23 protein-coding genes and 1 tRNA gene are annotated in these 26,470 nt (G+C 69.4%); 6 read left to right on the forward strand and 18 right to left on the reverse strand.

Translation table 11 applies throughout. The annotated features are described in order from the left end of the window. Nucleotides 1-230: 230 nt before the first annotated feature. The 8 genes from ABG085_RS15050 to ABG085_RS15085 all read right to left on the reverse strand — a co-directional run bounded on the left by ABG085_RS15050 (nt 231) and on the right by ABG085_RS15085 (nt 7,539). Nucleotides 231-788 carry a YbaK/EbsC family protein gene (locus ABG085_RS15050; protein WP_347976529.1) on the reverse strand — a complete coding sequence of 186 codons (558 nt, stop codon included), beginning with the start codon at nt 786-788 and terminating at the stop codon, nt 231-233. 57 nt (nt 789-845) lie between these two features. Then, nucleotides 846-930: transfer RNA gene (locus ABG085_RS15055), tRNA-Tyr, on the reverse strand. Nucleotides 931-1,051: 121 nt separating this feature from the next. Further along, nucleotides 1,052-1,993, reverse strand: a complete 942-nt coding sequence (locus tag ABG085_RS15060) for a PfkB family carbohydrate kinase (protein WP_347976530.1) — start codon at nt 1,991-1,993, stop codon at nt 1,052-1,054. Then, nucleotides 1,990-2,490, reverse strand: a complete 501-nt coding sequence (locus tag ABG085_RS15065) for an FBP domain-containing protein (RefSeq protein ID WP_347976532.1) — start codon at nt 2,488-2,490, stop codon at nt 1,990-1,992. The genes ABG085_RS15060 and ABG085_RS15065 overlap by 4 nt, the downstream gene beginning before the upstream one ends. 108 nt (nt 2,491-2,598) lie before the next feature. Continuing rightward, nucleotides 2,599-3,510 carry a bile acid:sodium symporter family protein gene (locus ABG085_RS15070; protein WP_347976534.1) on the reverse strand — a complete coding sequence of 304 codons (912 nt, stop codon included), beginning with the start codon at nt 3,508-3,510 and terminating at the stop codon, nt 2,599-2,601. A 138-nt stretch (nt 3,511-3,648) separates the two neighbouring features. Then, nucleotides 3,649-4,596, reverse strand: coding sequence for a sugar ABC transporter permease (locus tag ABG085_RS15075; protein ID WP_347976535.1), 948 nt, complete (start codon nt 4,594-4,596; stop codon nt 3,649-3,651). A 1-nt stretch (nt 4,597) separates the two neighbouring features. After that, complete coding sequence (locus ABG085_RS15080) at nt 4,598-6,217, reverse strand: ABC transporter permease subunit (RefSeq protein ID WP_347976536.1); 1,620 nt, start codon at nt 6,215-6,217, stop codon at nt 4,598-4,600. A gap of 95 nt (nt 6,218-6,312) precedes the next feature. After that, a complete protein-coding gene (locus ABG085_RS15085) occupies nt 6,313-7,539 on the reverse strand; it encodes an extracellular solute-binding protein (protein ID WP_347976537.1) in 1,227 nt (408 codons plus the stop codon). Between the two features lie 276 nt (nt 7,540-7,815). On the opposite strand from ABG085_RS15085, the gene ABG085_RS15090 reads away from it, so the two are divergent. Further along, a complete protein-coding gene (locus ABG085_RS15090; protein WP_194413071.1) occupies nt 7,816-8,304 on the forward strand; it encodes a YajQ family cyclic di-GMP-binding protein in 489 nt (162 codons plus the stop codon). 104 nt (nt 8,305-8,408) lie between these two features. Then, the gene (locus tag ABG085_RS15095; protein ID WP_347976538.1) at nt 8,409-8,690 is read left to right on the forward strand and encodes a hypothetical protein; all 282 of its coding nucleotides are present in this window, start codon (nt 8,409-8,411) and stop codon (nt 8,688-8,690) included. A 20-nt stretch (nt 8,691-8,710) separates the two neighbouring features. Here ABG085_RS15095 and ABG085_RS15100 read toward each other — a convergent pair whose 3' ends face one another. From ABG085_RS15100 to ABG085_RS15115, 4 genes are all read right to left on the reverse strand, one after another. Then, nucleotides 8,711-9,817 carry a peptidoglycan-binding domain-containing protein gene (locus ABG085_RS15100; RefSeq protein ID WP_347976540.1) on the reverse strand — a complete coding sequence of 369 codons (1,107 nt, stop codon included), beginning with the start codon at nt 9,815-9,817 and terminating at the stop codon, nt 8,711-8,713. Nucleotides 9,818-9,982: 165 nt separating this feature from the next. Further along, complete coding sequence (locus tag ABG085_RS15105) at nt 9,983-10,597, reverse strand: hypothetical protein (RefSeq protein ID WP_347976541.1); 615 nt, start codon at nt 10,595-10,597, stop codon at nt 9,983-9,985. A 57-nt stretch (nt 10,598-10,654) separates the two neighbouring features. After that, entirely contained in the window at nt 10,655-11,872 is a 1,218-nt protein-coding gene (locus ABG085_RS15110; RefSeq protein WP_347976542.1) for a HupE/UreJ family protein, read from the reverse strand. A gap of 152 nt (nt 11,873-12,024) precedes the next feature. Continuing rightward, nucleotides 12,025-15,999, reverse strand: coding sequence for a metallophosphoesterase (locus tag ABG085_RS15115; RefSeq protein WP_347976544.1), 3,975 nt, complete (start codon nt 15,997-15,999; stop codon nt 12,025-12,027). A 303-nt stretch (nt 16,000-16,302) separates the two neighbouring features. On the opposite strand from ABG085_RS15115, the gene ABG085_RS15120 reads away from it, so the two are divergent. Beyond that, entirely contained in the window at nt 16,303-17,058 is a 756-nt protein-coding gene (locus tag ABG085_RS15120; RefSeq protein WP_347976545.1) for an alpha/beta hydrolase, read from the forward strand. 54 nt (nt 17,059-17,112) lie between these two features. Here ABG085_RS15120 and ABG085_RS15125 read toward each other — a convergent pair whose 3' ends face one another. Beyond that, complete coding sequence (locus ABG085_RS15125; RefSeq protein ID WP_347976546.1) at nt 17,113-19,131, reverse strand: histidine kinase; 2,019 nt, start codon at nt 19,129-19,131, stop codon at nt 17,113-17,115. Beyond that, nucleotides 19,128-19,781, reverse strand: coding sequence for a response regulator transcription factor (locus ABG085_RS15130; protein WP_347976547.1), 654 nt, complete (start codon nt 19,779-19,781; stop codon nt 19,128-19,130). Before ABG085_RS15130 ends, ABG085_RS15125 begins: the two co-directional genes overlap by 4 nt. A 172-nt stretch (nt 19,782-19,953) precedes the next feature. On the opposite strand from ABG085_RS15130, the gene ABG085_RS15135 reads away from it, so the two are divergent. The 3 genes from ABG085_RS15135 (at nt 19,954) to ABG085_RS15145 (ending at nt 21,617) form a co-directional block, all read left to right on the forward strand. Beyond that, complete coding sequence (locus ABG085_RS15135; protein ID WP_347976548.1) at nt 19,954-20,337, forward strand: hypothetical protein; 384 nt, start codon at nt 19,954-19,956, stop codon at nt 20,335-20,337. After that, a complete protein-coding gene (locus ABG085_RS15140) occupies nt 20,334-21,041 on the forward strand; it encodes a hypothetical protein (protein ID WP_347976550.1) in 708 nt (235 codons plus the stop codon). Before ABG085_RS15135 ends, ABG085_RS15140 begins: the two co-directional genes overlap by 4 nt. Before the next feature lie 72 nt (nt 21,042-21,113). Then, a complete protein-coding gene (locus tag ABG085_RS15145) occupies nt 21,114-21,617 on the forward strand; it encodes a hypothetical protein (RefSeq protein ID WP_347976551.1) in 504 nt (167 codons plus the stop codon). 223 nt (nt 21,618-21,840) lie between these two features. On the opposite strand, the gene ABG085_RS15150 is transcribed toward ABG085_RS15145, so the two are convergent. The 4 genes from ABG085_RS15150 to ubiE all read right to left on the reverse strand — a co-directional run bounded on the left by ABG085_RS15150 (nt 21,841) and on the right by ubiE (nt 26,460). Beyond that, entirely contained in the window at nt 21,841-22,989 is a 1,149-nt protein-coding gene (locus tag ABG085_RS15150) for an alpha/beta hydrolase (RefSeq protein WP_347976552.1), read from the reverse strand. A 103-nt stretch (nt 22,990-23,092) separates the two neighbouring features. Beyond that, on the reverse strand, nt 23,093-24,466 hold the full coding sequence (locus tag ABG085_RS15155; RefSeq protein WP_347976553.1) for an FAD-dependent oxidoreductase: 1,374 nt from the start codon (nt 24,464-24,466) through the stop codon (nt 23,093-23,095). Nucleotides 24,467-24,566: 100 nt separating this feature from the next. Beyond that, on the reverse strand, nt 24,567-25,622 hold the full coding sequence (locus tag ABG085_RS15160) for a polyprenyl synthetase family protein (protein ID WP_347976555.1): 1,056 nt from the start codon (nt 25,620-25,622) through the stop codon (nt 24,567-24,569). Nucleotides 25,623-25,671: 49 nt separating this feature from the next. After that, nucleotides 25,672-26,460, reverse strand: coding sequence for a bifunctional demethylmenaquinone methyltransferase/2-methoxy-6-polyprenyl-1,4-benzoquinol methylase UbiE (ubiE, locus tag ABG085_RS15165; RefSeq protein ID WP_347976556.1), 789 nt, complete (start codon nt 26,458-26,460; stop codon nt 25,672-25,674). Nucleotides 26,461-26,470 lie beyond the last annotated feature (10 nt).

Consider the following 26,470-nt stretch of genomic DNA (forward strand, 5'->3'; position numbering starts at 1 on the left):
CATAGCAACGTCGAGGGCCGTCCGGTCTGCATCCGGGCGGCCCTCGCGCACGAGGTCTCCGCCCGCTTCGTCGCCGACCCTGCTGCCTCGATCGCTGAGCCTTGCCTCGATCGCTGAGCCTGGTGCTTCGGTCGCTGAGCCTGATGCTTCGGTCGCTAAGCCTGTCGAAGCGCCCCTCGACGGACGCAGTGGCCGGAACCGGCCGTCGCCCGAATCCCGCAGCTGGCGCCTTACTCCGTGGTGCGTCCGAGGCCTTCGACCAGTTCAGCGCCCGGCAGCGCGAGGAGAGCGCGGCCCGGCAGGAACAGCTTGCTCCCGCGCACTCCCCCGCCGATGACCACCTCGGGCGCGGCTGCGACGGCCGCGTCGACGAAGATCGGCCAGTCGGCGGGAAGCCCGATCGGCGCGATGCCGCCGTACTCCATGCCGGTCAGCGCGACCGCCTCGTCCATGGGGGCGAAAGACGCGCTCCGCACGTCGAGCCTCCGGCGCACGACCCCGTTCACATCGGCCCGCGTCGTGGCGAGCACCATGCACGCCGCGAACCGCACCTCGCCGCCGCGCTTGCCCTTCACGACGACGCAGTTGGCAGAGGCATCCGGCGCCACGCCGTACCGCTCGCAGAACGCCGCCGTATCGGCGAGAGCCGGATCGATCGCAGCAACGCCCACGCTGGCCGCAACATCCGGATCGAGGTGGATCAGGCCGTCCGCGACGGCGGGACTGATCAGTTCAGGATGCCGCGTCGCGGCCTCCGCGGTGAGGGTTCCGGTGGCGGTCCAGGTCATGGCCACCAGGCTACGACCCGGAAACCACGAAGCGCCCCACGAAGGGGCGCTTGCAGTTGGTGGCGAGTGAGGGATTCGAACCCCCGAATGCTGAGCAGTCTGATTTACAGTCAGATCCCTTTGGCCGCTTGGGTAACTCGCCAGGCGCACCCGTCCGACTTTTCCAGACGACCGGAGGCGCGATCCACAATGTTACTCGTAGATGCGCGAGGTCAGAAATCCGCCTTGTCGGCGGCGGCGCGGCGTCTCCTGATCAGAGCCGTTCAGGTGCCGATGCGGTCCAGATCGATGCCGCCGAGGGCGCTCGGAGTGCGCAGCAGCGCTCCCTCGAAGCGGCACGTGGCGGCCGCGGCATCCATTGCGGACTGCAGCACCGCCTCCCACTCGACAGTGTCCACCGGCGTGCCGTGGACGAGCGCCGCGACGGTCGCGGCGAACGCGGCGTCGCCGGCGCCCATCGTGTCGACGATGCGTCCCGGAAGGTTCGAGATCGGCCGCGTCACGATCACCTCGCCGGCCTCGATCGTGGCGCCGGCCGCGCCTTCGGTCGCGAGCACAGCCCGGGCGCCGAGGTCGATGAGGCGGGCGCGCAGCACGTCGAGGCGGTCGCCGTACAGCAGGGCGGCGTCGTCCTCGCCGACCTTCACGACCGCGGCGTCGGCCGCCAGCCGCTCGAAGCCCCGCACGAACTCGGCCTTGTCGTGGAGCATCCCGGTCCGCGGATTCGGGTCGACGGCGACCGGCACTCCGCCCTGCCCCTCATCGCGCGCGAGCGCCCGGGCCTGCGCGATCCCGTCCACCAGTTCGGCGGTCTGCTCGGCGTCGTCGAACGCGAAGCAGCTGACGACCACGAGATCGGCATCCGCGAATGCCCTCCGCTCGTCGTCGCCGAACCTGATGCGGCGCCGCTGCGCCGCCTCGTTGAACTCGTACACGGGCTCACCGCCGCCGGAACGCGTGCTCACGGCACGCGCCGTGCCGAGCAGCGACGGCGTCGCGATGAGGTCGACGCCGAAGTCGGCGAGGTAGCGCCGCACCCGCGACGCGGGCTCGTCGTCACCGAGCATGGCGACGAGCACGGCGGGCACGCCCAGCTGCGCGAGCCCGACGGCGACGTTGAGCGCGGCGCCGCCGACGAACTCCCGCACCCCGTGATCATCGCGCAGCTCGTCGATGAGCGCGTCGCCCACCACGACGACGGTCATCGCGCGACGCCCGCCGTCTCGAGCACCCGACCGACGAAGGCCTCGGTGCGCCGCCGGGTGCCGTCGATCTTGCGGTCGACGCTCGCCCGAACCTCGTTCGGCGCGAGGGGCGCGGCGAGCCGCACGTTCTCATGACACGACAGGTCGGCGCAGATGTACGTGCCGACGCTGTCGCCGTGCGCGCCCGCCTCACCCGCTTTGCGGGCCGTGTACATCACGACCTGGTCGGCCGGCTGCATGGTGTGGCACAGGTTGCAGAGCGCGGCGCGCGCGTGCGAGGCCCCTTCGGCGCCGCGCAGCACGATGGCGACGGCCTCGCCGTCGACCTCGGCGATCAGATAGCCGCGGCCCCGCGTCCGGGGATCACGCCACGCCAGGAAGTCGAGGTGATCCCAGTCGGTGAGCAGAAAGTCGGCCGGCAGCGTGACGAGCCGCAGTTCGTCGGACGTGGCGTTCACGAACGACGAACGCACTTCTTCTTCGGTCAGTGGGCGCATGGCACCTCCTCGCCCGCCCAGTCTACGAACGACGGTCCCCACGCCCACCCCCCTCGCCGGGGAGCGGTGATCGACGCCGTACGGCGGAGGCATCCGTCCGCCCCGCTCTCAGGCGGACGCGGCCGGGGCTGCGGTGTCGTCGACCGGGTCGGACGCGGTGTCGTCGGCCGCCCCGGAGCGGCCGCGGATGAGGAAGCCGAAGCCGAACGCGATGAAGAACATGAGCACGCCGTACACCGCCGCCGGCAGCGACAGTTCGACCGAGCCGAGCACCGTCTGCGCGATGACGATCGCGAGGGTGGCGTTGTGGATGCCGATCTCGAACGACGACGCGATCGACTGCCGCTTGCCCACCCTGACCAGCCGCGGGGCGAAGTAGCCGACGGTCAGGCTGATGAGGCAGAAGACGATGGTGATCAGAGACAGCCGCCCGAAGTTCTCGAGCAGCAGCGCCCAGTTCTGCGCGACGGCGCCGACGATCACGACGACGAGGATGATGACCGACGCGATCCGCACCGGCTTGTCCATCGCCTTCGCGAAACGCGGCCAGAAGTGCCGCACGATCATGCCGAGGGCGACCGGCAGCAGCACGATCGCGAAGACCTCGACGGTCTTCGCCCACTGCAGCCCCAGCTGATCGTCGAAGGGGTTGAAGTACAGGATCGCGAGGTTGGTGATGAGCGGGAGCGTGAACACCGCGATCACCGAGTTCACGGCCGTGAGCGAGATGTTCAGGGCCACATCGCCGCGGAACAGGTGACTGTAGAGGTTGGCGGTGGTGCCGCCCGGCGAGGCCGCGAGCATCATCATGCCCACCGCCAGGATCGGCGGCAGCTGGAATGCCAGCACGAGCCCGAAGCAGATCAAGGGCAGCAGGATCAGCTGGCACAGCAGCGCGACGATCACCGCCTTCGGCTGCTTGAGGACGCGGGCGAAGTCGCCGGGAGTGAGGCTCAGGCCGAGGCCGAGCATGATGATGCCGAGGGCTACGGGCAGCCCGATGGTGGTCAACGCTGACATGGGACTCAGTGTGCAGGATCCTGCGACTAGGTGTCACCGACTGTCCACAGCCCGAGCGCGGCGTACCGCGGGCACGCGGGCGCGTCAGAACGGGCAGAGCGGATGCCGCGGCATCCGCTCTGCCGATTCGGGGTCGTCTCAGCCCTTGGTCGCGCCGGCGGTCAGTCCGCCCACGATGTACTTCTGCAGGAGCAGGAACACCACGACCACCGGGATCGCCGCCATGACGGCACCCGCCGAGAACGCCGACCAGTCGGCGTAGCGGGGGTTGGAGACCAGCTTCGTCAGCCCGACGACGAGGGTCTGCTTCTCGGGGTCGATCAGCATGACGCTCGCGATGACGTACTCGTTGACGATGCCGATGAAGGACAGCAGGCCCACCACCGCGAGGATCGGCGCCACCAGCCGCAGGATGATCGTGAAGAAGATGCGCGCATGGCCGGCGCCGTCGATCTTCGCCGCCTCGTCGAGCTCCTTGGGGATCGTGTTGAAGAACCCGTACATGAGGTACGTGTTGACCCCCAGCGCACCGCCGAGATAGATGAGGATCAGGCCGCTGAGCGTGTTCAGGCCGATCGCCGGGAACCAGTCGCCGATGGCGCTCATCATGAGGAAGATCGCCACCACGGCGAGGAGCTGCGGGAACATCTGCACCACCACGATCGTGATCAGGCCCACGCGGCGGCCCGCGAAGCGCATGCGCGAGAACGCGTACGCGGCGAGCGCCCCGATGAACACCATGACGAAGCCGGTGATCGTGGCGACCAGGATCGTGTTGAGGAACCACATCGGGTACGGGATCTGCGGATCGGTCAGGATGCGCACGTAGCTGTCGATGCCGATCGCCGAGAACAGCTGGTTCGAGCCCGTCAGGGTGCCCTGCGGGTTCAGCGACGCCGAGAGCACGTAGAGCAGCGGGAAGATGGCGAAGATCGAGACCACGATCGCGACGACATGGCGCCACCCCGTGTCGGCGAACCACCGGCCGAAGGAACGGCGGCGCTTGGTCGGCTCGTACGCCGTCGCCGTATCCGTCGCGTTCTCGGCGACGGTCTGGTCACTGTGTGACAGTCGGACCTCGGTCATGTCAGTTCAACTCCTCGAGGGCCTTGGTCTTGCGGAAGCTGACGATCGAGATCAGGGCGACCACGATGAAGATGAGGATCGTGAAGGCGGATGCGAGGCCGTAGTCGCGGTTCTCGCCGGTGAACGCCACCTTGTAGACCATCGAGATCAGGATGTCGGTGTGCCCGACGCGGATCGCCGTGTCCTCCATGCGCGGACCGCCGCCGGTGAGCATGTAGATCAGGTTGAAGTTGTTGAAGTTGAACGCGAACGACGCGATCAGCAGCGGGGTCACCGTCACCAGCAGCAGCGGAAGCTTGATGCGGCGGAAGATCTGCCACGGGTTCGCACCGTCCATCACTCCGGCCTCGTTGACCTCGTCCGGAATGCCCTGCAGCGCGCCCATGCACACCAGGAACATGTACGGGAAGCCCAGCCACAGATTCACCAGGAGCACCGAGACCTTGGCGAGCCACGGGTCGGTGAGCCACGGGATCTCGGCCCCGCCCAGGAGCACCTGGTTGATGAACCCGAAGCTCTCGTTCATCATGCCCGCCCACACCAGGGCCCCCAGGAAGGCGGGGAACGCGTACGGCAGGATCAGCATGATCCGGTAGGTGTTCTTGAAGCGCATGCCCTTGTGGTTGAACACCAGCGCGAGCAGGAGGCCGAGGAAGAAGGTGGAGGCCACCGACACCGCGGCGAACACGAAGGTCCACGCGGTCACGGAGAGGAGCGGGCCGCGGATGGAGGCATCCGTCACCGCTTTGACGAAGTTCTCGAAGCCGACGAAGACCTGCCAGCCCGGAAGCAGCTCCTCCCCCTCGGCCGAGACGAACGCGCCCTCACCGTTGTCGGTGTAGACGGTGCCCGTGGTGGTGTCGGTCATCGTGCCGGCCGCCGCGTCGTACTCGAGGGTCGAGACGTACAGGTAGCCCTTCTGGCCGTCCTGCGTGCGGATCGCGCCGTCGTTCGGGTCGTCGCTGTACGGCACGGCGAGCGCCTCGATGTCATTGCTGCGTGAGAGCACGTCCGCGAACTGGAGCGTCGTCCAGCCGTCGACGGCGACGGCCTTGCCGCCCTCCATCGTGACGTCGTCGACCGGCTCCAGCGGCTGCAGGTTGGTGCCCAGCGAGACGTCGCCGTCGGTGGGGTCGGTCACGAGCAGCCCGAGCTCGCCGACGCGCTCCACCACGGTGACGTCGAACGTCGGCGAGTCCTCGACGCGCACGAGCGAGGACCGCATGAGCGAGGCGACGGCCTGGTCCTTGCTGCCGTTGTGGCCCGTGCCGTAGTTGGTGAAGCCGATGTAGCCCGTGTAGACGAGCGTGAAGATCTGGAAGACGATGAGCAGGAGGATGCCCGGCGTCAGGTACTTGGCGGGGATCTGCTTGCGGGAGAAGTAGATCCAGTTCACGAGGATCGTCACGGCCGCGACGAGGGCGAGAACGAGCCACTCGTTGTGCAGGAACAGCACGAACACCGCGAACACGGCGACGGCGTCCACGATCGCGAGCAGCGCGATCTTGAAGATCAGCCAGCGCAGGCGGCCGCCGGCGGCATCGGCCATGCGAGCGGCGCTGCGCTGCCGTGGGCTCGGAGGCGCCGTGTCTTCGGACGCCGTCGTGAGGGTGTCGGTCATGCTTCGTCCTCGTCGTGAGTAGTGCCATGACCGGGGCGGGTGCGCGAGCACCCGCCCCGGTCACCGTTGCGGTCCGCGGGACCGCGACGGACTGCTTACTGGATGGCGGTGGTCACGTCATCGACGAGCTTCTGCCACGTCGCGGTGGGGTCGGCGCCGTTGATGATCGCAGCCTCGGCCACGCCCCAGAACTCCCAGACCGCACCCATCTGCGGGATCGCGGGCATCGGGACGGCCTCGGCGCCGACGGCCTGGAAGCCGGCGACGATCGGGTCGGACGCGGCCGCGTCGGCGGCAGCGGTGAGGGCGGGCAGCACGTTGCCGGCCTCGAACAGCGACAGCTGGACGTCCTCGGTGCCGATGTAGTTGACCAGGAAGTCGTTCGCGGCGACCTTGTTGTCGGACTCCGAGCTCACGAAGAAGCCCTTGACACCGGCGAACGGCTGCGCCGGGGCGTCGGTCGGGCTGGGGATGACGTCGATCGCGACGTTGATGCCGCCGTCGACCGCCGCACCCACGTTCCACGGGCCGGTCAGCCAGAAGGCCGCCTCACCCGCGAGGAACTTGTCCTTCGCGATCTGGCCGTCGATGTCGGTGTTGAACGCACCGGCGGCACCCTGCGCGCCGAGCCACGTGGCGAACTGGAAGCCGCCCTCGTTGCCCATCTGCAGGTCGGTCGGGTCGTAGTTGCCCTCGGCGTCGGTGCCGAACACCGGTGCGCCGAACGCCGTCTGGTACGGGTACAGGTGGTACGGGTTGCCCTCGACGCCCTGCTCCACGACGAACGGCGTGGCGAGGCCTGCCGCGGTGCCCTTGGCGATCATGTCGTCGAAGCTCGCAGCGGCCTCGGGGATGAGGTCGGCGTTGCGGAGCACCGCGATGTTCTCGACCGCGTACGGGAGCATGTAGGTCGTGCCCTCGTAGGTCGACGCCTGCAGCGCGACGGGAGCGTAGTCGGCTGCGGTGTCGCCGAGCTCGATCGGGGCGACCACGCCGTTCGACGAGAGCTCGCCGAGCCAGTCGTGCGCGCCCATGACGACGTCGGGTCCGCGGCCGGTGGGCGCCTGCTGGATGAAGTCGTTCTTGATGTTGTCGACGTCCTTGCCGACGAGGTCGACCTCGACACCGGTCTTCTCGGAGTAGGCCTCCGCGGCGTCCTTCAGCGCGTCGACGCGTTCGGTGTCGACCCAGACGGTCAGTGCCGTCGATGCGTCGCCCTCATCGCTGTCGGCGGGGGTGCCGCTGCCGGCGCAGCCGGCGAGGACGATGGATGCGACGGCCAGGCCGCCGAGAGCGAGCCAGCTCTTCTTGTTCACCTTCATCGGTGCAGTGCCTCTCTGGAGTACTGAGTGAGTTCGGCCGCGTTGCCGATCGCGACAGTGCGGCTGTGACTCGTGCTGCGAAATGCAAGCGCTTACATTCTTACCTTGCGCCGCGAAATCTGGCAACACGGGCTTCGGATCGATATCCGGCTGTGATAAAACGAGAAGATTTGGAATCGCTTGCAGGCGCTTTCCCGCGTCTGATCGGCTCGGGCTCGCGGGGACACCGCCACGACACCGGGGCGCAGCATCCGCTCGGCCACTAAACTTCCCCGCATGGCAGATTCCTCGTTCGACATCGTCAGCAAGGTCGACCACCAGGAGGCGGAGAACGCCCTCAACCAGGCGCGCAAAGAGATCGAGCAGCGCTACGACTTCAAGGGCACCGGCGCCTCCGTGGAGTGGAGCGGCGAGTCCGTGCTCATCAAGGCGAGCACGGAGGAGCGCGCGAAGGCCGTGCTCGACGTGTTCCAGTCGAAGCTCATCAAGCGCGGCATCTCGCTGAAGAGCCTCGAGTCCGGCGAGCCCTTCGCCAGCGGCAAGGAGTACCGGATCGTCTCGACGATCAAGGACGGCATCTCGTCGGAGAACGCGAAGAAGATCTCCAAGATCATCCGCGACGAAGGCCCCAAGGGCGTCAAGTCGCAGATCCAGGGCGACGAACTGCGCGTGCAGTCCAAGTCCCGCGACGACCTGCAGGAGGTGCAGCGCCTGCTGAAGGCCGCCGACCTCGAGGTCGACCTGCAGTTCGTCAACTACCGCTGACCCGCTGATCCGAGCGCCGAGGGTCGCGACGCCGACAGCCACTTCTCTAGTTTGTCTAGCGATTCGGGACTACTCTCGATAGACCGACGGAGACGGGGTGCACCGTGGCAGAGATCACAAGGGCTCGCGTGGATGGTCAGGCGTTCATCCTCGACCCCGGCCAGGACGTCGGCGAGCTGAAGCGACTGATCGTGGAGGCGGTGCGGCATGGGGGCGGGTTCGTCCAATTCGAGACGATCGGAAGATCGACCATCACCGCGCTGATCACCCCTCATATCGGGGTGCGGTTCGAGCTTCTCGAGCGATCCGACGAACAGCTGATGGAGTGGGCCGAGAATCCGCCGAGCATGGATCCCGGCCACGACGTCTACGACGATTACTACTGACGACGCCTGTCGGTGATCGCTTATCCGTCGGAGCTCGATGGGCTGGGCGTAGGAGTCGCCTGCTGGAGTTCGGAGATCGCCTGCTCGAACGCGGCGATGGTGGCGGCATCCACGGTGCCGGTCGGCTCGACGCCCAGCTCGACTTGGAACGCGGCGACGGCTTCGGTGAGTTCGGGGGTCCAGACGCCGTCCACAGGGCCGTCCCAGAAGCCGGTCAGCTTCAAGGTCTGCTGCACGGCAGCCGTCGATGCCACGGCATCCTGCGCGGCGACCCCGCCCAGCGCGATGAGCTCCGCCTGGAGCGCTTCCGCGGTCGCTTTGTCGACGGTGCCGGTGACCGGCAGCTCTTGCGCCTCCTGCAGGCTCTCGACCGCCTCGACGGTCAAGGGACCGTAGATGCCGTCGACGGCGCCGGTGTAGTACCCCGCGGTCGTCAGCTCCTGCTGGAGGGCGGTCGTGTATGCCCGGACGGCTGCCTCGGCCTGCTGCTGCTGCTCGTCGGCGAGGCATCCGGCATCGGCGAACAGCCGCAGCCATGCCATCTCCAGCTCGACCGCGGCACTGTTGAACAGCTCCGACGCATCGGACAGAGGTGTGTCGTCGGTGACGGCAGACAGCGCGGCGTCGAACTCCGACTCCGCCTGGTCGACGCGGTCGACGGTCGCGGCGGGAGCCAGCGGCGACGCGGACGGCATCGCTGTGTCGACCGGGGCGGGTGTGCCGGTGGGGCCGGCCTCGGCTGCGGCGAGTTCTGCGCGGGCGTCGGCGAGCTCCTGCTCCGCCGATACGAGGTCCGCCTGCGTGTCGACCGCAGCCTGAGCGCTGTCGAGCGCGTCATCACGAGGTTCGACGAGATCGGCTCCCGCAGTCCGGACGTCGCCGACCGTCGGCGCGGTCTCGTTGAGCACATCGCCGTAGCGGTCGAGCGCCTCGATGTAGCTCTCCCCCGCCTGGCAGAACTCGTCGGATGCCGCATCGAACGCGTCCTGGGCTTCGGCCACCGCATCCTCGCTCGCCGACACCTTGGCTTGAGCACGCTCGACATCGCTGACTTCGCCGGCGCATCCCGCAAGCGCCACCGCGGTCACCGCGACCGACACGACCGCGATCGACACGCGCGTTCCCATCCCAGGCATCGGTCCCTCGATCCATCTCGCGTGCGGCCATCATGGCACCCCGCCGCCCGCCCGCAACGACTTCGGCTGCGACGCGCCGACCGACGGGGTGAGAACGGATGCCGCGGCCCGAGCTCTTCGCAGCGACGATCCGGCCGCTCCTCCGCCGGCTGCGCCTCAGGACAGGAGCGCGACGAGCTGCGCCTTGCTCAGGCGCGAGTACCCCGTCTTGCCGGCCGCCCGGGCGCGGTCCCGCAGCGCGGCGACCGTGAGCGATGAGAGGTCGGATGCACTGTGCCGGCCCGTGGCGGAAGCCGCTCGCGAGGACCTCGCACGCGGTGCGGCGGGAGCGTCCTCGCCGATGGCTGGCGAGTTTGGAGCTTTCGCGCGGGACGCGGGTCGTGCGGGCGCCTTGCGCGCCGACGCCTTGGCCGCCTGCGATAGCTGTGCGAGCTGGTCTGCCTCGGCGTTCACCCGCGCCGCTTCTGCCGTGGTGCGCTCGGCCTCTGCCCGCAGACGGGCCTTCTTCTCGGCCTTGGCGACCGCTTGGGCCGTCGCCTTCACGAGCTTGTCCGCCGCTCGCGTGGCACGCTCGGCAACTTTGGCGGGCTTCTTTCGCAGCGCTTTCTTCGAGACATCGGCGGCGTCTCGGGCGTCTTCGGACAGCTGGCGCAGCTTCTTGGCGCTCTTGCCAGGCAGAGCCTTGGCCGCCTTCTTCGCCTGCTTGGCCGCCGCCGCGGCGTCGTCCATCGCGTCCAGCGCCTGGCGTTGTGCCTTCGTCGTCTTGGCCATAGCCGCACCTTAGCGCGGGTGGGTCAGCGGACGCCTCGGTCACCGCTGCTTTCCGGTCTAGCCGATCCCGAGCAGGCGCTCGACGAACCAGACCAGCCCCACCACGGTCACGCCCGCGGCGATGACGACTCCGACGACCAGACCCGTTCTCGGGGCCGCCTTGCGGACCGCCAGCAGGATGGGGAACGTCACGACGATGATCGCCACCTGCACGGCTTCGATCCCCAGATTGAAAACGAGCAGCGCACCGAGCAGCGACCAGGACGAGGGCTCGTGGATGCCGAGGGCGCCGGCGAAGCCGACCCCGTGGAGCAGCCCGAATCCGAAGACCACGGCGAATCGTGCCATCTGGGTGCGGTCGAACCCGGTGTCGGTCGGCGATGCGTACAGCTGCGCCGGCTCTCGGCGCTGACGCCACACCCGCCAGAGATACCAGCAGCCGACCACCGCGATCGACAGCGCGATGAGCGGCTCCACGAGCGCGGCGGGCAACGACACGATCCCCAGCGCGGCGAGGATGAATGTCACGGAGTGCGCGACGGTGAAGGCCGTCGCCGCCAGCACGATGTCACGCAGACGGCGGGAGCCGACGATGAGGGCGAGGAGGAACAGGATGTGGTCGATGCCGAACAGCAGGTGCTCGGATCCGAGCACGAAGAACCGCCCGAGTCGTTCGAACAGCGCCTGCTCCGTGCTGAACGCCGGCTCCTGGCGCGTCAATGTCGCACTGCCCGAGGTGTGATCGACGGCGTACTCGACGATCGTGACGGTGCCCCGCACGAAGCCCTCCTCGTCGGGAAAGAGCGCGCTGCGCAGCTCGTGCGCGGCAGCCTGCTCGCAGACGTAGTCGAGCGTGAGCACGGCGTACGGCACGTCGTGCCGCTCGGTGACCCTCAGCGCGCCGGTGCGCTCCGGCACGCACGGGACGTCGTCCGCCGAGACCTCGAGACGTTCGGTCACGTAGTCGACGATCGCCTCGGGATGCGCGTTGAGCGCGTCAGCCTCTTCGCCGGTGCCGAAGACGTCCATGCCGTCCTCGAAGAACTCCGGCGCGTCCTCGGCGTCGGACACGGACAGCACCAGCAGGTCGTACTCCAGTCCGATCTCGGCACGGACCACCCCCGGCACCGGTGCCGTCGCATCCACGTACACGGTCGTGGTGAACCCGTGGCCGTGGGCAGAGGCAGGAGTGAAGAGGACGGATGCCGCAGCGGAGGCGACGGCGATGGCGATGGGGATCGCGGCCAGCCGATGGCGGCGTATCAGCGCGGTCAAGCGGGCTCCTTCACAGACAGGGTGATGCTCGTTCATGCAGATGAACGGCGTGGGATCGCGGGGAGAACACCTCGGAATCCTCGGCCGTCGGCGCGCGGGAGGGCCTGCTCCCCGCGGTGCAGCGGGGAACAGGCCCTCTCGAGGGTCTCCGCCTACTCCGACGAGGGAGGCGTCTGCTCCACCGTCGGCGACGGCTCCGGGGCGGGAGTCGTCACCGGGCTCGGCGTGGGCGTCGGGGTCGGCGTCGCGTACGGCGCCAGCTCAGGAGTGACCTGCCTCTCAGCTGTCGCCTTGTCGCCGGTCACGAACACGCTCGGCAGTGACGGCGTCTCGCCGCCGCCGACCGACCGGGCCACGACGAACCACGCGTAGGCGGTGTTCTTCTTCAGGCCCGTCCACGTCACTGAGGCCACCTGACCCGAGGCGGCGGTCGTCTCGCCGATGACCGCGATCGGGTTGTAGAGCGCGAGCGAATCCGTGCGGAAGCTCGTCGTACGCGAGGTGAGATCGACCGGCAGCACCATGTTGTCGGCCTCCGGCAGGTACCGCAGCGCCGGGTCGTACTCGTCGGCGCCGAACTCGCCGAGGAACGGCGAGTACGTGTCGACGAGCATCTCCGACCGGTCCACGTCGAACTGCAGCAGACGCAGGAAGCTGGCGCCGAAGCGCAGCTTGTCGGTGGGCGCGTATCCGCCGATCCCGGTCAGGCCCAGCTGCTCGGCAGAGACCGTGAACGCCTGGTAGTCCGCGAGCAGCTCGACGACTCCGTGGCCGACCTGGCCGACCTCGGGCTTGACGTTCGTACCCAGGCCGTGGATGTGCCCCGCGAGGATGAGGAACACGTTCGGGTTGGGTTCGACGATCTTCTTGTACAGCAGAGCACCGTCGGGAGCCGCGTAGCCGGAGTTGCGTCCGTCGGTCTGAGCGCTCGCGGCGAGGTAGTCGTGCGAGAGCAGGATGCCGTTGCGATCCGGGTAGCGAGCGAAGATCTCCGCCGCCCACGCTGTCTCCTCGTTGGTGACACCGTAGGACAGCCCTACCGCGACGAAGTCGAGGCCGCCGGCCGAGAACAGGGTGTAGTTGTTCTGGTTGTCGCCCTCGCGCCACGGTCCGCCGTACTCGGCGTCGATCCACGCGTCGTCCGCCGCCTCGTAACGGTCGGGGCCGAAGTACTGGTTGTACAGGGCCTCGGGGCCGTTCTCGGTGCCGGAGCGGTTGTCGTGGTTCCCCGCGATCACCTGATTGGTGACCCCGGCGTCGTCGAGAATCGCCTGCTGACGCGATGACACCTCGAACTCGCCGATCACCTGCTGCATCATCGCCTCGTCCGCGGGCGTGCGGATGTTGTTCTCGATGATGTCGCCGGTGTGTGCGACGTACTCGATCTTGCGGTCCGCGGCGTTGTCGGCGATCCAGCGGGTGGTGTCACCGTACGCCTTCTCCCAGATCGCACGCTCGGCCGCCGTCTCCTGCTCGACGGCCCCCTCCGACAGGTACTGTGTGTCGGTGAAGTGCGCGATCGAGAAGTCGTACGACGCGGGGTCGGCGAAGCCCTCCTCGCCGGGGTCGATCTCATCGGCGAAGGGATCCTCACCGGTGATCATGACGTGCACCTGCTGGCCGTCGATGTAGCGGGCGTCGACCAGCGAGGTGAGCACCGTGTTGCCCTCGAGGGCGCCTCGCGAGCTGGCGAGGACGTCCCACGCCGCCGCCTGGAGGTTCCAGGCGCGCAGCGCGACGACGCGGGTCGGGTCGATGACCCCCTCCCAGCGCAGCACCGGATCGGCGACCTGTCCCTTGAGCTGCACGTCGAACCGCTGGTACGTCACGTCGCGGCCCACCGGCGAGTCCAGCGTGACGCCGTCACCCGGGGCCAGCGACTTCGTGGAGCCGATGTTCGACTCGCCGGCGACCCCGAGGCTGGTCGGCACGTCGGTCGAGGTGCCCTGCCATCCCTGGTTGGGCGTGAGGATCTCGGCCTGCGAGAAGGTCGCCGTGACGTCACCGCCGTCGGGCTCGCCGACGGTCGCGCCGAGCGTCACCGATCCCGAGACTCCGCCCGTGCCGGTCGTCGGCGTGAGGTCCGTCGGCACGTCGGGGATGCCCGCCGACGAGAACGCCACCTCGCGCTGCGCCGAGTTGCCGAGCGAGTCGGTCGCCGTCACGGCGATCGTGTGCTGACCGGCCGAAAGGCCCGGTCCGACGAGATCGCCGAGGGCGACCGGGGCGCCGTCGAGCGTGAGCTCGGGCGTACCCATCAGACCAGAGGCGTCCTCGAGCTGCACGTCGAGCGCCACCGCCGAGGTGATCGTCGTACCGACGGCAGGAGTGCTCGACGAGATCACCGGAGCGGTGTTGTCGGTCAGCAGCTGGCGCGTCGCGGTCTCACCGGTGGTCGACGTGGCGGCGATCGTGTGAGCACCGTCCGTGAGGGAGGCGGTGTCGACCTCTGCGCGCAGGCCCTGTGCCGAGGCATCCGTCACCAGGAAGTGGACGTCGATCTCGGCGAACGAGTTGACGTTCGAACCGCATGTGCCGTCTCCCATCGCGTACGACGCCTTCAGGCGCTGACCCGTCGCGGTGCCGGCGGCCGGCGTGAGCGCGAGGTTCGAGATCGTGAAGTCGTCGCGGTTGCAGCCGGTCTCGGTGGTGCCGGTCACGACGTCGATCGTGTTCCAGCCGGGCAGCAGCCACTCGTTCGGGATGACGATGTCGACCCGCTCGCCGACGTGGACGCCGCCGAGCAGCTGAGGGATCCCGTTGACGTAGAGCATGTTGGCGAACACGTCGTCGATCGAGTTGGTTCCGACGTCGAAGCTGAACGTCGCCTCGCCGGAACCGAGGGTGGGCAGGGTCGAGACCGCGGGAGCGTCGATCGTCCAGCTCGTGTCGGCCCGGGCGAGGGCGGTCGTCGAGGAGCCGCAGTTGCCGTCGCCCATCGAATACGACGTAGCGACATTCCGACCGGCAGCGGTGCCGTCGCTGACCTGCAGTGCGAGCTCGGTGACGGTGAAGTCGTCGAGGTTCGCGCCGCAGCTCGAGCTCACGTCGCCTGCGACGATGGCTACGGCGTTGTCACCCGGAACGAGGTAGCGGTTGGGAACCGGCACCTCGACCCGCTGGTTGACCCAGTCGCCGAGGATGTCGACTTTGTGCCCGTTGACCAGCAGGTGGTTCTGGTACCGGTGCTCAATCGAGTTCGAGCCCACCGTGAACGCGAAGATCGACGACCCGGCGCCGAGCGAGACCGCCGCGGGAGCCGGGGCGCCGTCGACCGTGAGGGCGCTCACGCCGCCGTCGCCGCTCGCTGGCAGCGACGCCGAGACGGTCTGCACGCCGCGGGTCAGGGTGCCGTCTTCCGGCGAGACCTGCGGAGCGCCGACCGGCGCGTTGTTGACCGAGACGGCGTGCGCCACGGTGCCGCCCGCGGCGGTCGTCGCGACGATCTCGTGCTGTCCATTGGCCAGCGCGGTCGTGTCTACGTCGGCTGTCAGGCCGGTCGAGGCGAGCGGAGCGCCGAGCACGAAGAACGACAGCTCCGCGTGGGTGATGTCGCCTGTCTGCGTGCCGCAGTCTCCGTCGCCGAAGTTGAGCGTGAACGGGTTGTCCTCACCGTCGGCGACCTCGCCGAGCAGTTCGAGGCTGACGTCCGTGACGACGAAGTCGTCGTAGTTCACGCCGCATGCCGCATCCGCGGTGCCGGCGAAGATCTCGATGGTGTTCTCGCCCGTGACGAGCCAATCGTTCGGGATCGGGATGTCGACCCGCTCGGATACCCACGTGCGGTCCTGATCGATGCGGTGCCCGTTCACGATGAGGTAGTTCGCGTACGACAGGGCGGCCGAGTTGCTGCCGACGTCGAACAGCAGGTGCGACAGGCCCGGTGTCGGCGACACAGTCAACTCCTGGCCGTCGATCGTGAGGTTCGTCACGGGGTCGCCTGCGGTGGTCGCGTCCGAGGCGACGGTGACCGTCCCCTCGACCCAGGAGCCGTCCGCCGGCGTCAGCGTCGGTGCGACGGGAGGTGCCTCAGGGCTGGGCTTCGCCGTGGAGAGCGGTGCAGCGGATGCCGCGGGTGCCGCCAATCCGGTGACGAGGAGCGCGGCCGCGATGCCCGCAGCCGTCACCCTTGTCTTCGTCCAGTGTGTGCGTTGCGCCCCGCTGGGGTCGGGGCGTCTCGAACTCGGCCGCATGCGCGCGCCGTCCTTTCCTCTGGGAGTGGAGGGCGCACGACTCCCGGTGGGGACTCGGGGTGCACGCCCGCTCGACACGCTGGCCGCGCCGGGTGAACGCCAGGAGAGCGGAAAGCGACGAGCAGGCGGCGGAAATGGGGCTTGTCAACGGCTCCCGGGCCGGCGTGAGCACGCCGTAGCATGACCGGATGGCGTCGGCGGAGCAGAGGGCACGGGTCACCACGGAGCGAGACGTCCATGCCTGACCGGGCGCGACCGGCCCAGTGGCGCGTCGATGTCGGAGACCTCGTGTTCCGGGTGCTGTCGTCCGTCGCACCGGAGAGCCGCGAACCCGCGATCGTGCTCGTGCACGGCATCGGCGTGTCCCACCGCTACCTCTCGCGGCTGCACGACGAGCTGGCGGCCCGCCGTACCGTCTTCTCGATCGATCTGCCGGGCTTCGGCGGGCTCCCGAAGCCTCGCCGCGACCTGGACGTGCCCGAGATGGCGCACGCTCTCGGGCAGGTCGTGGCGGGACTCGGCGTCGGACCGGTGGTGCTCCTCGGCCATTCGATGGGATGCCAGTGGGTCGTCGAAGCGGCTCTCCAGCGCCCCGACCTCGTCACGACGGTGGTGGCGATGGGGCCGGTCGCAGATGACCGGCACCGGACCATGATCGGCCAGACGCGCGCGCTCGCGGTCGACACCCTGGGTGAGCCTCCGTCAGTGAACGTGATCGTGTTCACCGACTACCTGCGCTGCGGAGTCCCCTGGTATCTGACGCAGTTGCGGCACATGCTCGCCTATCGGCTGGAAGAGCGCGTGCCCGACCTCGCCGTGCCCCTCCTCCTCATCCGGGGCGGCGCCGACCCGATCGCCGGACTCGAATGGTGCCGGCGGCTTCGCCGGAGCGCTCCGACAGCTCAACAAGTGCTCATCCCGCGACACCACCATGTCGCACAGCACTCGTCACCGAAGGCCGTCGCCTCGGCGATCCTGACGCTCGCCTCGTGAGGCCCGCCGATCTCGAGGCCGACACTCCCGTTCGCCGACCACCGGAGGCGCGCCTCACGCGGGAAGGGGCAGTCGCGCCGCGACGGTCCAGCCGCCGGGCGACGGCCCGACTTCGACGGTGCCGCCGAGCTCTTCGACACGTTCGGTGAGTGAGCGGATGCCGACACCCGGCGAGAACCCTGCGTCCGGCGTCCCGTCGTCGCGCACGACGGCCTCCAGCGTCCCTGACCGGGCCGACAGCGCGACGACCACCCGGCTGGCGGTCGAGTGGCGGTTCGCATTGGCGATGGCCTCGACGACCACCCGGTACGCGGCGAGCTCGACCGCCGGCGAGATCTCGGGCAGCGGACCGATTTCGAGCGTCACCGGGAGCCCCGCCAGATGCCCCGCCTGCTCGCGCAGCGCACCGACGAGACCGTCACCGTCCAGCGCGACCGGTCGCAGGCCGTACACGACACGGCGCACCTCGGCGAGCGCTTCGCCGAGGTCGTCACGAGCCTGCGTCAGCATCGAGTCGGCGCGCGCGGGTTCGTCGGGCACGAGGTTGCGTGCGGCGTCCACGTGCAGCGCCGCGCTCGTCAGCGTCGGGCCGAGACCGTCATGCAGGTCCCGATGCAGCGCCTTGCGCTCGGTCTCGCGCGCCTCCGCCGTCTGCGCGCGCGCGATACGCAGCTCGGCGACGAGCCGCTGCTCGCGCAGCACGAGCGCAAGCGACGGCGTGAGCAGCTCGAGGGTCCGACGGTCGGCTTCGTGGAGCCGCACCTCGCCCGCTCGCAGCGTCACGACGAGCACAGCGTCCCGGCCCAACGGAAGGGAATCGTGGGCGGCGTCCGCGGGATCGACACCGTCTGCCGCAACGACTCGACCGCCCGCGTGCACGGCGATCCGCGGCATCCGCAATGCCTGGCGCAGCTCGTGCAGCACCTCATCGAGCGTGTCCGCACTGATCGCCGCGCCGACCCGCCCCGCCGTTGTCGCAGGATCGTCGCGGGTGCCGTAGAAGAGCCGGCCGATTCCGCGCTGCGCCAGCAGTCGGAGGGGGTTGAACAGGAGAGCGACCAGCACGGCGGCGACCACGGCGACAGTCCGATCCGCGTCGGCCGGCACCACCAGCGTGAGTGCGGCCACGAGTCCTGCGTAGAGGGCGACGACCACCGCGATGACGCTGCCGTAGACGAGCGTGCGCGACAGCACCACCCGGATGTCCAGGAGTCCCTCGCGGACGATCGCGATCGCGATCGCGATCGGCACGAACACGGTGCTGAACAGGAGCACGATCGGCCCGTCCCCGGTGACGAACCGCTGCAGGTTGAAGACGGCGATGGCGAGTATGGCGAGCATGAGCCACATGACCTGTCGCCGGGTGCGCGCATCGCCGCGCACGAAGCGCACGATGAGGGAAGCGACGGCGATCGGCAGGACCGCGAACCCCACGACGAGGCCCACGGCGTCGAGCGTCTGGGGATCCAGGCCCGCGATCGCCAGTATCGACATCGAACCCGGTTCACCCGGAATGGCCTCGAAGGGACCGACTACGGTCGACACGAGCACCCAGGCGATGGCGACGGTGAAGTACACCGCGGCCCAGCGCCACCGCCGCGAGAGCAGCCTTCCATCGGGGTAGTACAGCAGCGCGAGCATGAAGAGGGCGGGAAGCCCGAGCGTCCACGCGCCCAGGTACACCGTCGTCAGGGTTCGCGTGGTCCATTCCGGCCAGCCCTGGTCCAGCCCGAGCGTGGCGATCGGTGCGACAGCCGCCGAGACGAGGTGCCCCATACCGGCGACGGCCATGAGCACGCCGACCGGATGCCGCGGCCGGAACCATGCGATGAAGAGCCCCGATGCGGCGAGGGCGACGCCGACCACGAGGTTCGAGGCCGTGTACGAGCTCAGCCATTCGTCGAGGGACATGCCGGCCACGATGGCGGCGACGACGGATGCCGCAACCAGTGCCACCATGCCGCTCCACGCGACGACGACTCCGGCGCGCCGGACGGCGGGAGCCGCGGTACTGGCGGCGGCCCCGGCCGGATCGAGCGGTGCGCCCGCGTAGGCGGGCTCGGGCGTCGTCACGTCCGCCTCCCCAGGCCCGCGTCCCTTGCCGTCACGATCGCCTCGGCACGGGTGGCCACGCCGAGCTTGAGGAAGATCGCCGAGACGTGGTTGCCGACCGTCTTGGGCGCCACGCCCAGGCGCTCCGCGATCGCCGAGTTCGAGAGTCCCGCAGCGATGAGGTCCGTCACCTCGAGTTCGCGCGCCGTCAGCTGCGGCAGGGACGATCCCGCCGGCGTCGGTGCGATGTGCCGCAGCACGCGGGAGGCTACGGAACTGCTGAAGATGGCCTCCCCGGCCGCGACAGCGCGGATCGCACGCTCGATCTCCTCCTGCTGCGCGCCCTTCAGCAGGTAGCCGCGCGCGCCGGCGGCGAGCGCGTCGGCGATGAGTGCGTCCTCGTCGAACATCGTCAGGACCAGGACGGCGACCTCCGGGTAGTCCTGAGCGATGCGCCGGGTCGCGGCGACGCCGTCGGTGCCCGCCATGCGCAGGTCCATCACGACCACATGCGGACGGCGAAGCGCGACCTCGCGCACGGCCGCCTCGCCGTCGTCGGCCCGACCGACGACCTCGATGCCCGGCAGCGTCTCGAAAAGCGCCGCCAGACCGGCCAGCACGACGGGGTGGTCGTCCACGAGGACGACCCGCGTGACGCCATCGCCGGCCATGGCTTGATTCTGCCGCTCTGCCGCCCCGGCCCCTAGGGGTACGCCCCCAGGCCTTCCGGGAGATCTCCCGGACACCGCCCGGCGGTCCGGCCTGTGCCCTCAGGCCCGGAAGCCGCGCGACGACGACGATGTGGCGTGCGGCCGAAGCGCGGTCCGCAGAACGGAGCAGCTCATGTCCACCCCGTCCGTCTCCACCCGACGTCCTCGCGTGGGCGTCCTCCGCACCGGCCTCACCCTCGCCGGCCTGCTCGGTGCGCTCGACATCGCCGGCGGCATCATGCAACTCGGCGGGGCCGCCCTCCTTCCGACGGCCGTCGCCGTGCTGATGATCGCCTTCGGCGTGGCGACGCTCGTCCTCGTCCCGTTCGCCTGGCGCGGTTCGGCGTGGGCCGGCTGGACCATCGTGGGCGTGAGGATCCTGTCGGCCATGACCGGTCTGCCGGCATTCTTCGTCCCGGGCGTTCCGGCGGGCGCCGTGGTCGCGGCATCCACCGGGCTCCTCCTCGCGGTGATGGTCGCCACGCTGATCGCTCTCGGCATCGAGTCGCGGCGATGAACGCCGTCGACACCGCGGCGGGCGTCACGCCACGCCGCGCCGACCTCCGCACGTTCGATCGCGTCGTGGCTGCGGCCCTGATGCCGGTGGGGCCGGCGGCCGTCGCCGTCATCCGGTTCGTCATCCCCTTCGAGCCGGTCGGGGAATCCGTCACTGCAGACCCGGATGCGCAACGACTCGTGATGGCGCTGGGCGTCGCCGCGACGTTCACGATGGTTCCCGGTCTGTACGCGGCACTCCGGCTGCTGCGCCGGGGATCTCCACGTCTCACCGCGTGGACGGCCGCGATCCTGGTGCCGGCCTACCTGGCGATGCTCGCCGGGGGCATGGACGCGGCGACCATGGCCGCCTACGACGCCGGCTTCACGCCCGCCGAGATGGACCGTCTGAACATGGCCATGTGGATGCTGCCGTCGACGATGGTGTTCGGCGTGGTGTTCGTCATCGGCCACATCGTGGGCACCGTGCTGCTGGGCGTCACGATGATCGTCAGCCGCACGACGTCGATCCTCGTGGGCGTGGCGATGGCGATCTCGCAGCCGCTCCACTTCGTGGCCCTGGTGGTGTTCCAGAGCCGCATGCTCGACCTCATCGCCTGGGGCACGACGTCCGTGTGCATGGGCGTGCTCGCCTGGCACGTGCTGCGGACACCGAACGATGAGTGGGATCTGCCACCGCTGCCGGCGCGCCCCGCACGGCGGTGAGCCTGAGGAGGAGGGGACGGATGCCGCGGTCCGCGGCATCCGTCCCTCGCACCGTCGCCCTACACTCGGGCCATGCGCTTTCTCCGGGCCGTGCTGTCGGCCGTCGTCGCGACGCTTCCTGTGCTGGTCATCCTGCTCATCCCGACATTCGTGCGCGCCGATACCGGAGACACCGCATACACCGGAGTCGGCGGCACCCTTCTCAACGGCCTCTTCATCGCGGCGATCATCCTGATCCCCACGGTGAACGGGTGGCTGGACCCGGAGGTGCCGGCGTGGACGGCCGCGACGGCGATGGCCGCGACGGCCCGCGTGTGGCGCAGCCGGATCTGGTTCGCGCTCCTCGCGGTGCTCGCCCTGCTGGCGATCTTCGCCGCGGGCCAGACCGCGGCCTACCTCCTCAGCCAGAGCTCGCCGGCGGTCGTCGACGGCGAGCTCGACTACAGCCGCTTCCTGGCGCAAGAGCTCGTCGTCTACCTCGCCGGTTACGTGCTCTCGCTCACGACGTACGTGCTGCTCATCCGCGTGCTCGCGCGCGGCACCGAGGCGCCGAAGAAGACGTCGAAGCGGCGGTAGTCGAGCGGGGGGAAGCAACGTAAAAGGCCCCGGGTGCTGGGGACACCCGGGGCCTGACGTCGCCTGCTCTCGCTACCAACCCCCCGGTCAGCGGCGCTGGACGACGGTTCGGGAAGGATTCTTGGGGAGGGCCTTCCCTGAGATGCTGGGGACATCTCCCTTAAAGGGTAACCCGGCTCGCAAGGTGTGTGCTGTCCCCTCTTCGGGGGACATTTCGCGTCCGTCAGTCCGGTACGGCGTAGCCCGTCACCCAACGGTCGAGAGCATCGTACGCCCGCTCGCGCGGTTCGTCACGCGACAGGAAGACGTCGTGGATGGCGTCGCGGATGCGTGAGATCGTCACGAGCTCGCCGATCTTCGTCGCCGCGCGGGCGATGTCGTCGACGACCAGCACAGAGTCGGTCGACGTCATCGATTCGCGCCATGAGAGCGGTGCCGTCGAAGCCTTCGAGAGCAGCACCATGGCGGGACAGCCGACGTCGACTCCCGCCGCGACGCGGCGGTGCCCGGCCATCACGGCGGACAGCCAGCCGGGTGCCGTCGGAAAACCCCGGTCAGGCCGCCACAGCGCGCGATGGTCCGCGTGCGGAAGCGTGCCGATCTCCTCCTGCGCGCGCGTGTAGAAGCCGAAGTCGACGGCCGGCTGCGTTCCCCGCGGATCGATCCGGGCCCGCATATCGACCAGCGGTGCGAGCGCCTGCCGGCCCAGCGGGCCGAGCTGCAGCTCGAGCCACGGGCTGTTGAGCACGAGGGCGTCGGCGAAACCCGGATGGCGGGCGGCCCAGAGAGTGAGCGTGAGACCCCCGGTCGAATGTCCCATCAGCACGAGCCGGCGGCCGCGGCGCCGCTCATGCCTGTCCGGTTCCTGCGGCTGCACGTTCGGCGCGGCCGCAGGCTGTTCGTGCGTCCGCTGCGCGCCCGCAGGCTGTGCGTGCGTGCGCGCAGCGAGAGCGGACAGGACGTGCGCCTCATGCGGGGCCGCCGTCTGGGCCGCGGGGGCAGGATGTCCCATCGCCCGCAGAGCGGCGCCGATGTCGGCGTCGTAGTCGTCGAGCGAGTCGATGTAGCCGGGAGCCTGGCCATCGCGCAGGCTCCGACCGTAGCGGCGCAGGTCGAGCGCATAGAACCGTGCGCCGCGTCGCGTCCAGAACTCCGCGAGTTCGCGCTGGAAGAAGTAGTCCGACCAGCCGTGCACGTACAGCACATCGACATCCCGCAGCGACGCGAACGCGGTCGTCACCGGATTCGGGATGCTGCGCACCAGCGTGGCGACGAGCGCCCCGTGCTCCCCGGTCACGCCCAGCGGCAGCGTCAGCTGCTCGAACGGCTTCCCGAGGATGTCGGGGACCCACGCCGCAGTCGTCCCGGCCATGGCCTCAGCCTACGGGGCGACCCGCTTCGACAGGCTCAGCGACCTCGTGGGAGAGGCCGTCGACCTGTCGGGCAGGCTCGGCAACCTGATCCGGCGGACGCGCTCACTCGCCGCGCGAGATCGTCACCATCTCGTCGCGCGGAACGACCTTGACCCGCGCACGCTCGTGCGGCGCGCCGAGCGCCATCTCGTGCTGGTCGAGGCGGTGCCAGCCCTCCAGGTCGGTCCACGCTACGCCGCGCGAGGCCAGCAGCTCGGGGATCGACTCCTCCGACGGGTCGGCCGGCTGCCACCACGTGCCCTGATCGTTGATGAGGTGGCGGATCGTCTCCATCGCATCGGACTTGGTGTGGCCGATGAGACCGACCGGTCCGCGCTTGATCCAGCCGGTGGCGTACACGCCGTTGACCCGCTCGTTCGAGTCCTTGCTCAGCACCTGGCCCTCGCGGTTCGGGATGACCCCGTGCCGCTTGTCGAACGGCACGCCGGGCAGCGGCGAACCGAAGTAGCCGACGGCGCGGTACAGGGCCTGGATCTGCACCTCGCGCATCTCGCCGGTGCCGACGACGCCGCCTTCGCCGTCGGGGCGCGTGCGCTCGTAGACGAGCGCGCACACGCGCCCTTCGGCATCCTTCTTCACCTCCACGGGCTTGGCGTAGAAGTGCAGGTGCAGGCGCCGGGACGCCGTGCCGCCGGCGTTGTTGACCGAGTCGCGCTTGCGCCACGACTGCAGCACGCGGTCGATCACCATGACCTGCTTGTTGCTCGCGATGGCGGCACGCGCCGCGTCGTCGTAGTCGAAGTCCTCGTCGTAGACGACCATGTCGACGTCGCGCAGCTCGCCGAGTTCGCGGAGCTCCAGCGGCGTGAACTTCACGTTCGCGGGCCCGCGGCGGCCGAAGACGTGCACGTCGGTGACCTTCGACGCCGCGAGACCCTCGTAGACGTTGTCGGGGATCTCGGTGGGCAGCAGGTCCTCGGCGTGCTTGGCGAGCATGCGCGAGACATCCAGGGCGACGTTGCCGTTGCCCAGGACCGCGACGGATGCCGCATCCAGCGGCCATTCGCGCGGCACATCGGGGTGCCCGTCGAACCAGCTCACGAAGTCGGCGGCGCCGTAGGAGCCGGCGGCGTCGATGCCGGGGATGTCGAGGTTCGTGTCGCGGATGGCGCCGGTGGCGAAGATCACCGCGTGGTAGTGGTGCTTGAGGTCGTCGAGGGTGATGTCCTCACCGAAGCGCACATTGCCGAAGATGCGGATGTCGCCGCGGTCGAGCACCTCGCGCAGGGCGGTGATGATGCCCTTGATGCGCGGGTGATCGGGGGCGACGCCGTAGCGGACCAGCCCGTACGGGGCGGGGAGCTGCTCGAACAGGTCGATCGACACGTCGAACCTGCGCTCGGCCTTGAGCAGGATGTCGGCGGCGTAGATGCCCGCCGGTCCTGCACCGACGATCGCCAGCCGGAGCTTGGTCATGGTGGTCCTTTCGGGAAGCGCACCCCGCATGGGGCTGGTCCCTGAGCTTGTCGAAGGGCTCGAAGCCGAGGCCTTCGACAGGCTCAGGGACCGGGAACGTCTAACTGGAGCGGTCGGCGACAGCCTGAGCGAATCGGGTGAGGGCTTCGCGCACGGCGCCGTCGGGGAGGGGGTCGAGCGCCTCGATCGCCTGGCTCGACCAGGCGTGGGCGAGATCGAGGGTGGCCGCGGTCGCCTCGTGATCGCGCAGCTGGGCGAGCGGCTCGTCGAGGATCGAGGGATCCGCGCCGTCGGCGATGCGGGCGACGCCGTCGTCGATGCGGGCGCGCAGTTCGACGGAGGCCGCATCCTTGCGCTCTCCGAGCACGAGGTACGGCATCGTCGGCACGCCGGCGCGCAGATCGGTTCCGGGCACCTTGCCGGTCTCGTCGGGGTCGGCGGACAGGTCGATCACGTCGTCGAGCAGCTGGAACGCGACCCCGGCCTTCTCGCCGAAGGTCATCATCGGGGCCTCGAACTCTTCGGGCCCGTTCGAGAAGATCACGCCCGACTGCGCCGCGGCGGCGATCAGCGAACCGGTCTTGTCGGAGAGCACCTGCAGGTAGAACTCGACGCGGTCGTCGGTCTCGGACGGACCGACGGTCTCGTGCATCTGCCCGAGCACGAGACGCTCGAACGTGTCGGCCTGCAGCCGGATCGCACGGTCGCCGTGGCGCGCCATGATCTGGCTCGCGCGGGAGAACAGCAGATCGCCGGTGAGGATCGCGACGTTGTTGCCCCACACCGCGTGGGCGCTGGGCACCCCACGACGCTTGTCGGCGGCATCCATCACGTCGTCGTGATACAGCGAGCCGAGGTGGGTCATCTCAAGAGCCGTGGCGGCATGGATGACTTCGTCGGTCGCACCGTCGCCGAGCTGGGCGGTCAGCAGCGCGAGCATCGGACGAACGCGCTTGCCGCCCGCGTCGTACAGGTAGCGGCTGGTGGCGTCGGCGAGGGTGTCTGCCACCCGCAGCTCGCGCTCGAGCGCGCTGTCGACGCGCTTCAGGCCTGCCTCGACGGTCTTGAGCAGAGTGCGCGATCGCGCTCCGGCGAAGATGCGGTCGGTCAGGCCCAGCTTGCCCGCGATATGGGAGCCCGGCGCTGTCGGTGTCACACGCCCAGCCTACCGGGGGCTCGTTTCGTCCCGGTCCCCCGGGCGCCGATCAGCGGGAGACCGGGGGTTTCGTCGTCCCTGCCGCGGGCTTCACGGGCTTCGTCGCACGGTGCAGGGCGACGATGCCCATCGAGAGATTGCGGTGGGCGACGTCGGTCCAGCCCGCCTCGCGGATCCAGGCGGCCAGCGTTCGCTGGTCGGGCCAGTCGCGGATCGACTCATTGAGGTAGTCGTACGCCTCGGCGTTGGAACTCACCGTCTTCGCGACCACCGGCAGCACGCGGTCGTTGTAGAAGCGGTACAGCCCGTTGAACGTCTTGGACGGCGGCTGCGAGAACTCGCAGATCACGAGCCGCCCGCCCGGCTTGGTCACGCGCAGCAGCTCGCGCAGCGCCTTCTTCGGCTCGTTGACGTTGCGGAGGCCGAACGACATCGTGACGGTGTCGAACTCGTCGTCGTCGAACGGCAGCGCGGTCGCATCGGCCTGCACGAACGACAGATTGCGGATGCCGCCGCCCGGCGCCTTCGAACCGTGGCGGCGCTCCCCCTCGGCGATCATGCCGGGTGAGAAGTCGGCGGCGACCACCTCGGCCCCGCTTCCGGCGAGCGCGACGCTCGACGCGCCGGTGCCGGCGGCGAGGTCCAGGATGCGCTGCCCGCGCCGCGGGTGGACGGCGCGAGTGGTCGCGGCGCGCCAGAACCGGTCGTTGCCCATGCTCAGCACGGTGTTGGTGCGGTCGTAGCCGGCCGCGACCTGATCGAACATGCCGCTCACACGCGACGGATCCTTGTGCAGGTCGGCGCGGTTCGGCTCATGGTCGGAGGGGTGGGATGCCACGGCTTCGAGT

The sequence above is a fragment of the Microbacterium sp. ProA8 genome (assembly GCF_039905635.1).
Taxonomy (GTDB): Bacteria; Actinomycetota; Actinomycetes; order Actinomycetales; family Microbacteriaceae; genus Microbacterium; species Microbacterium chionoecetis.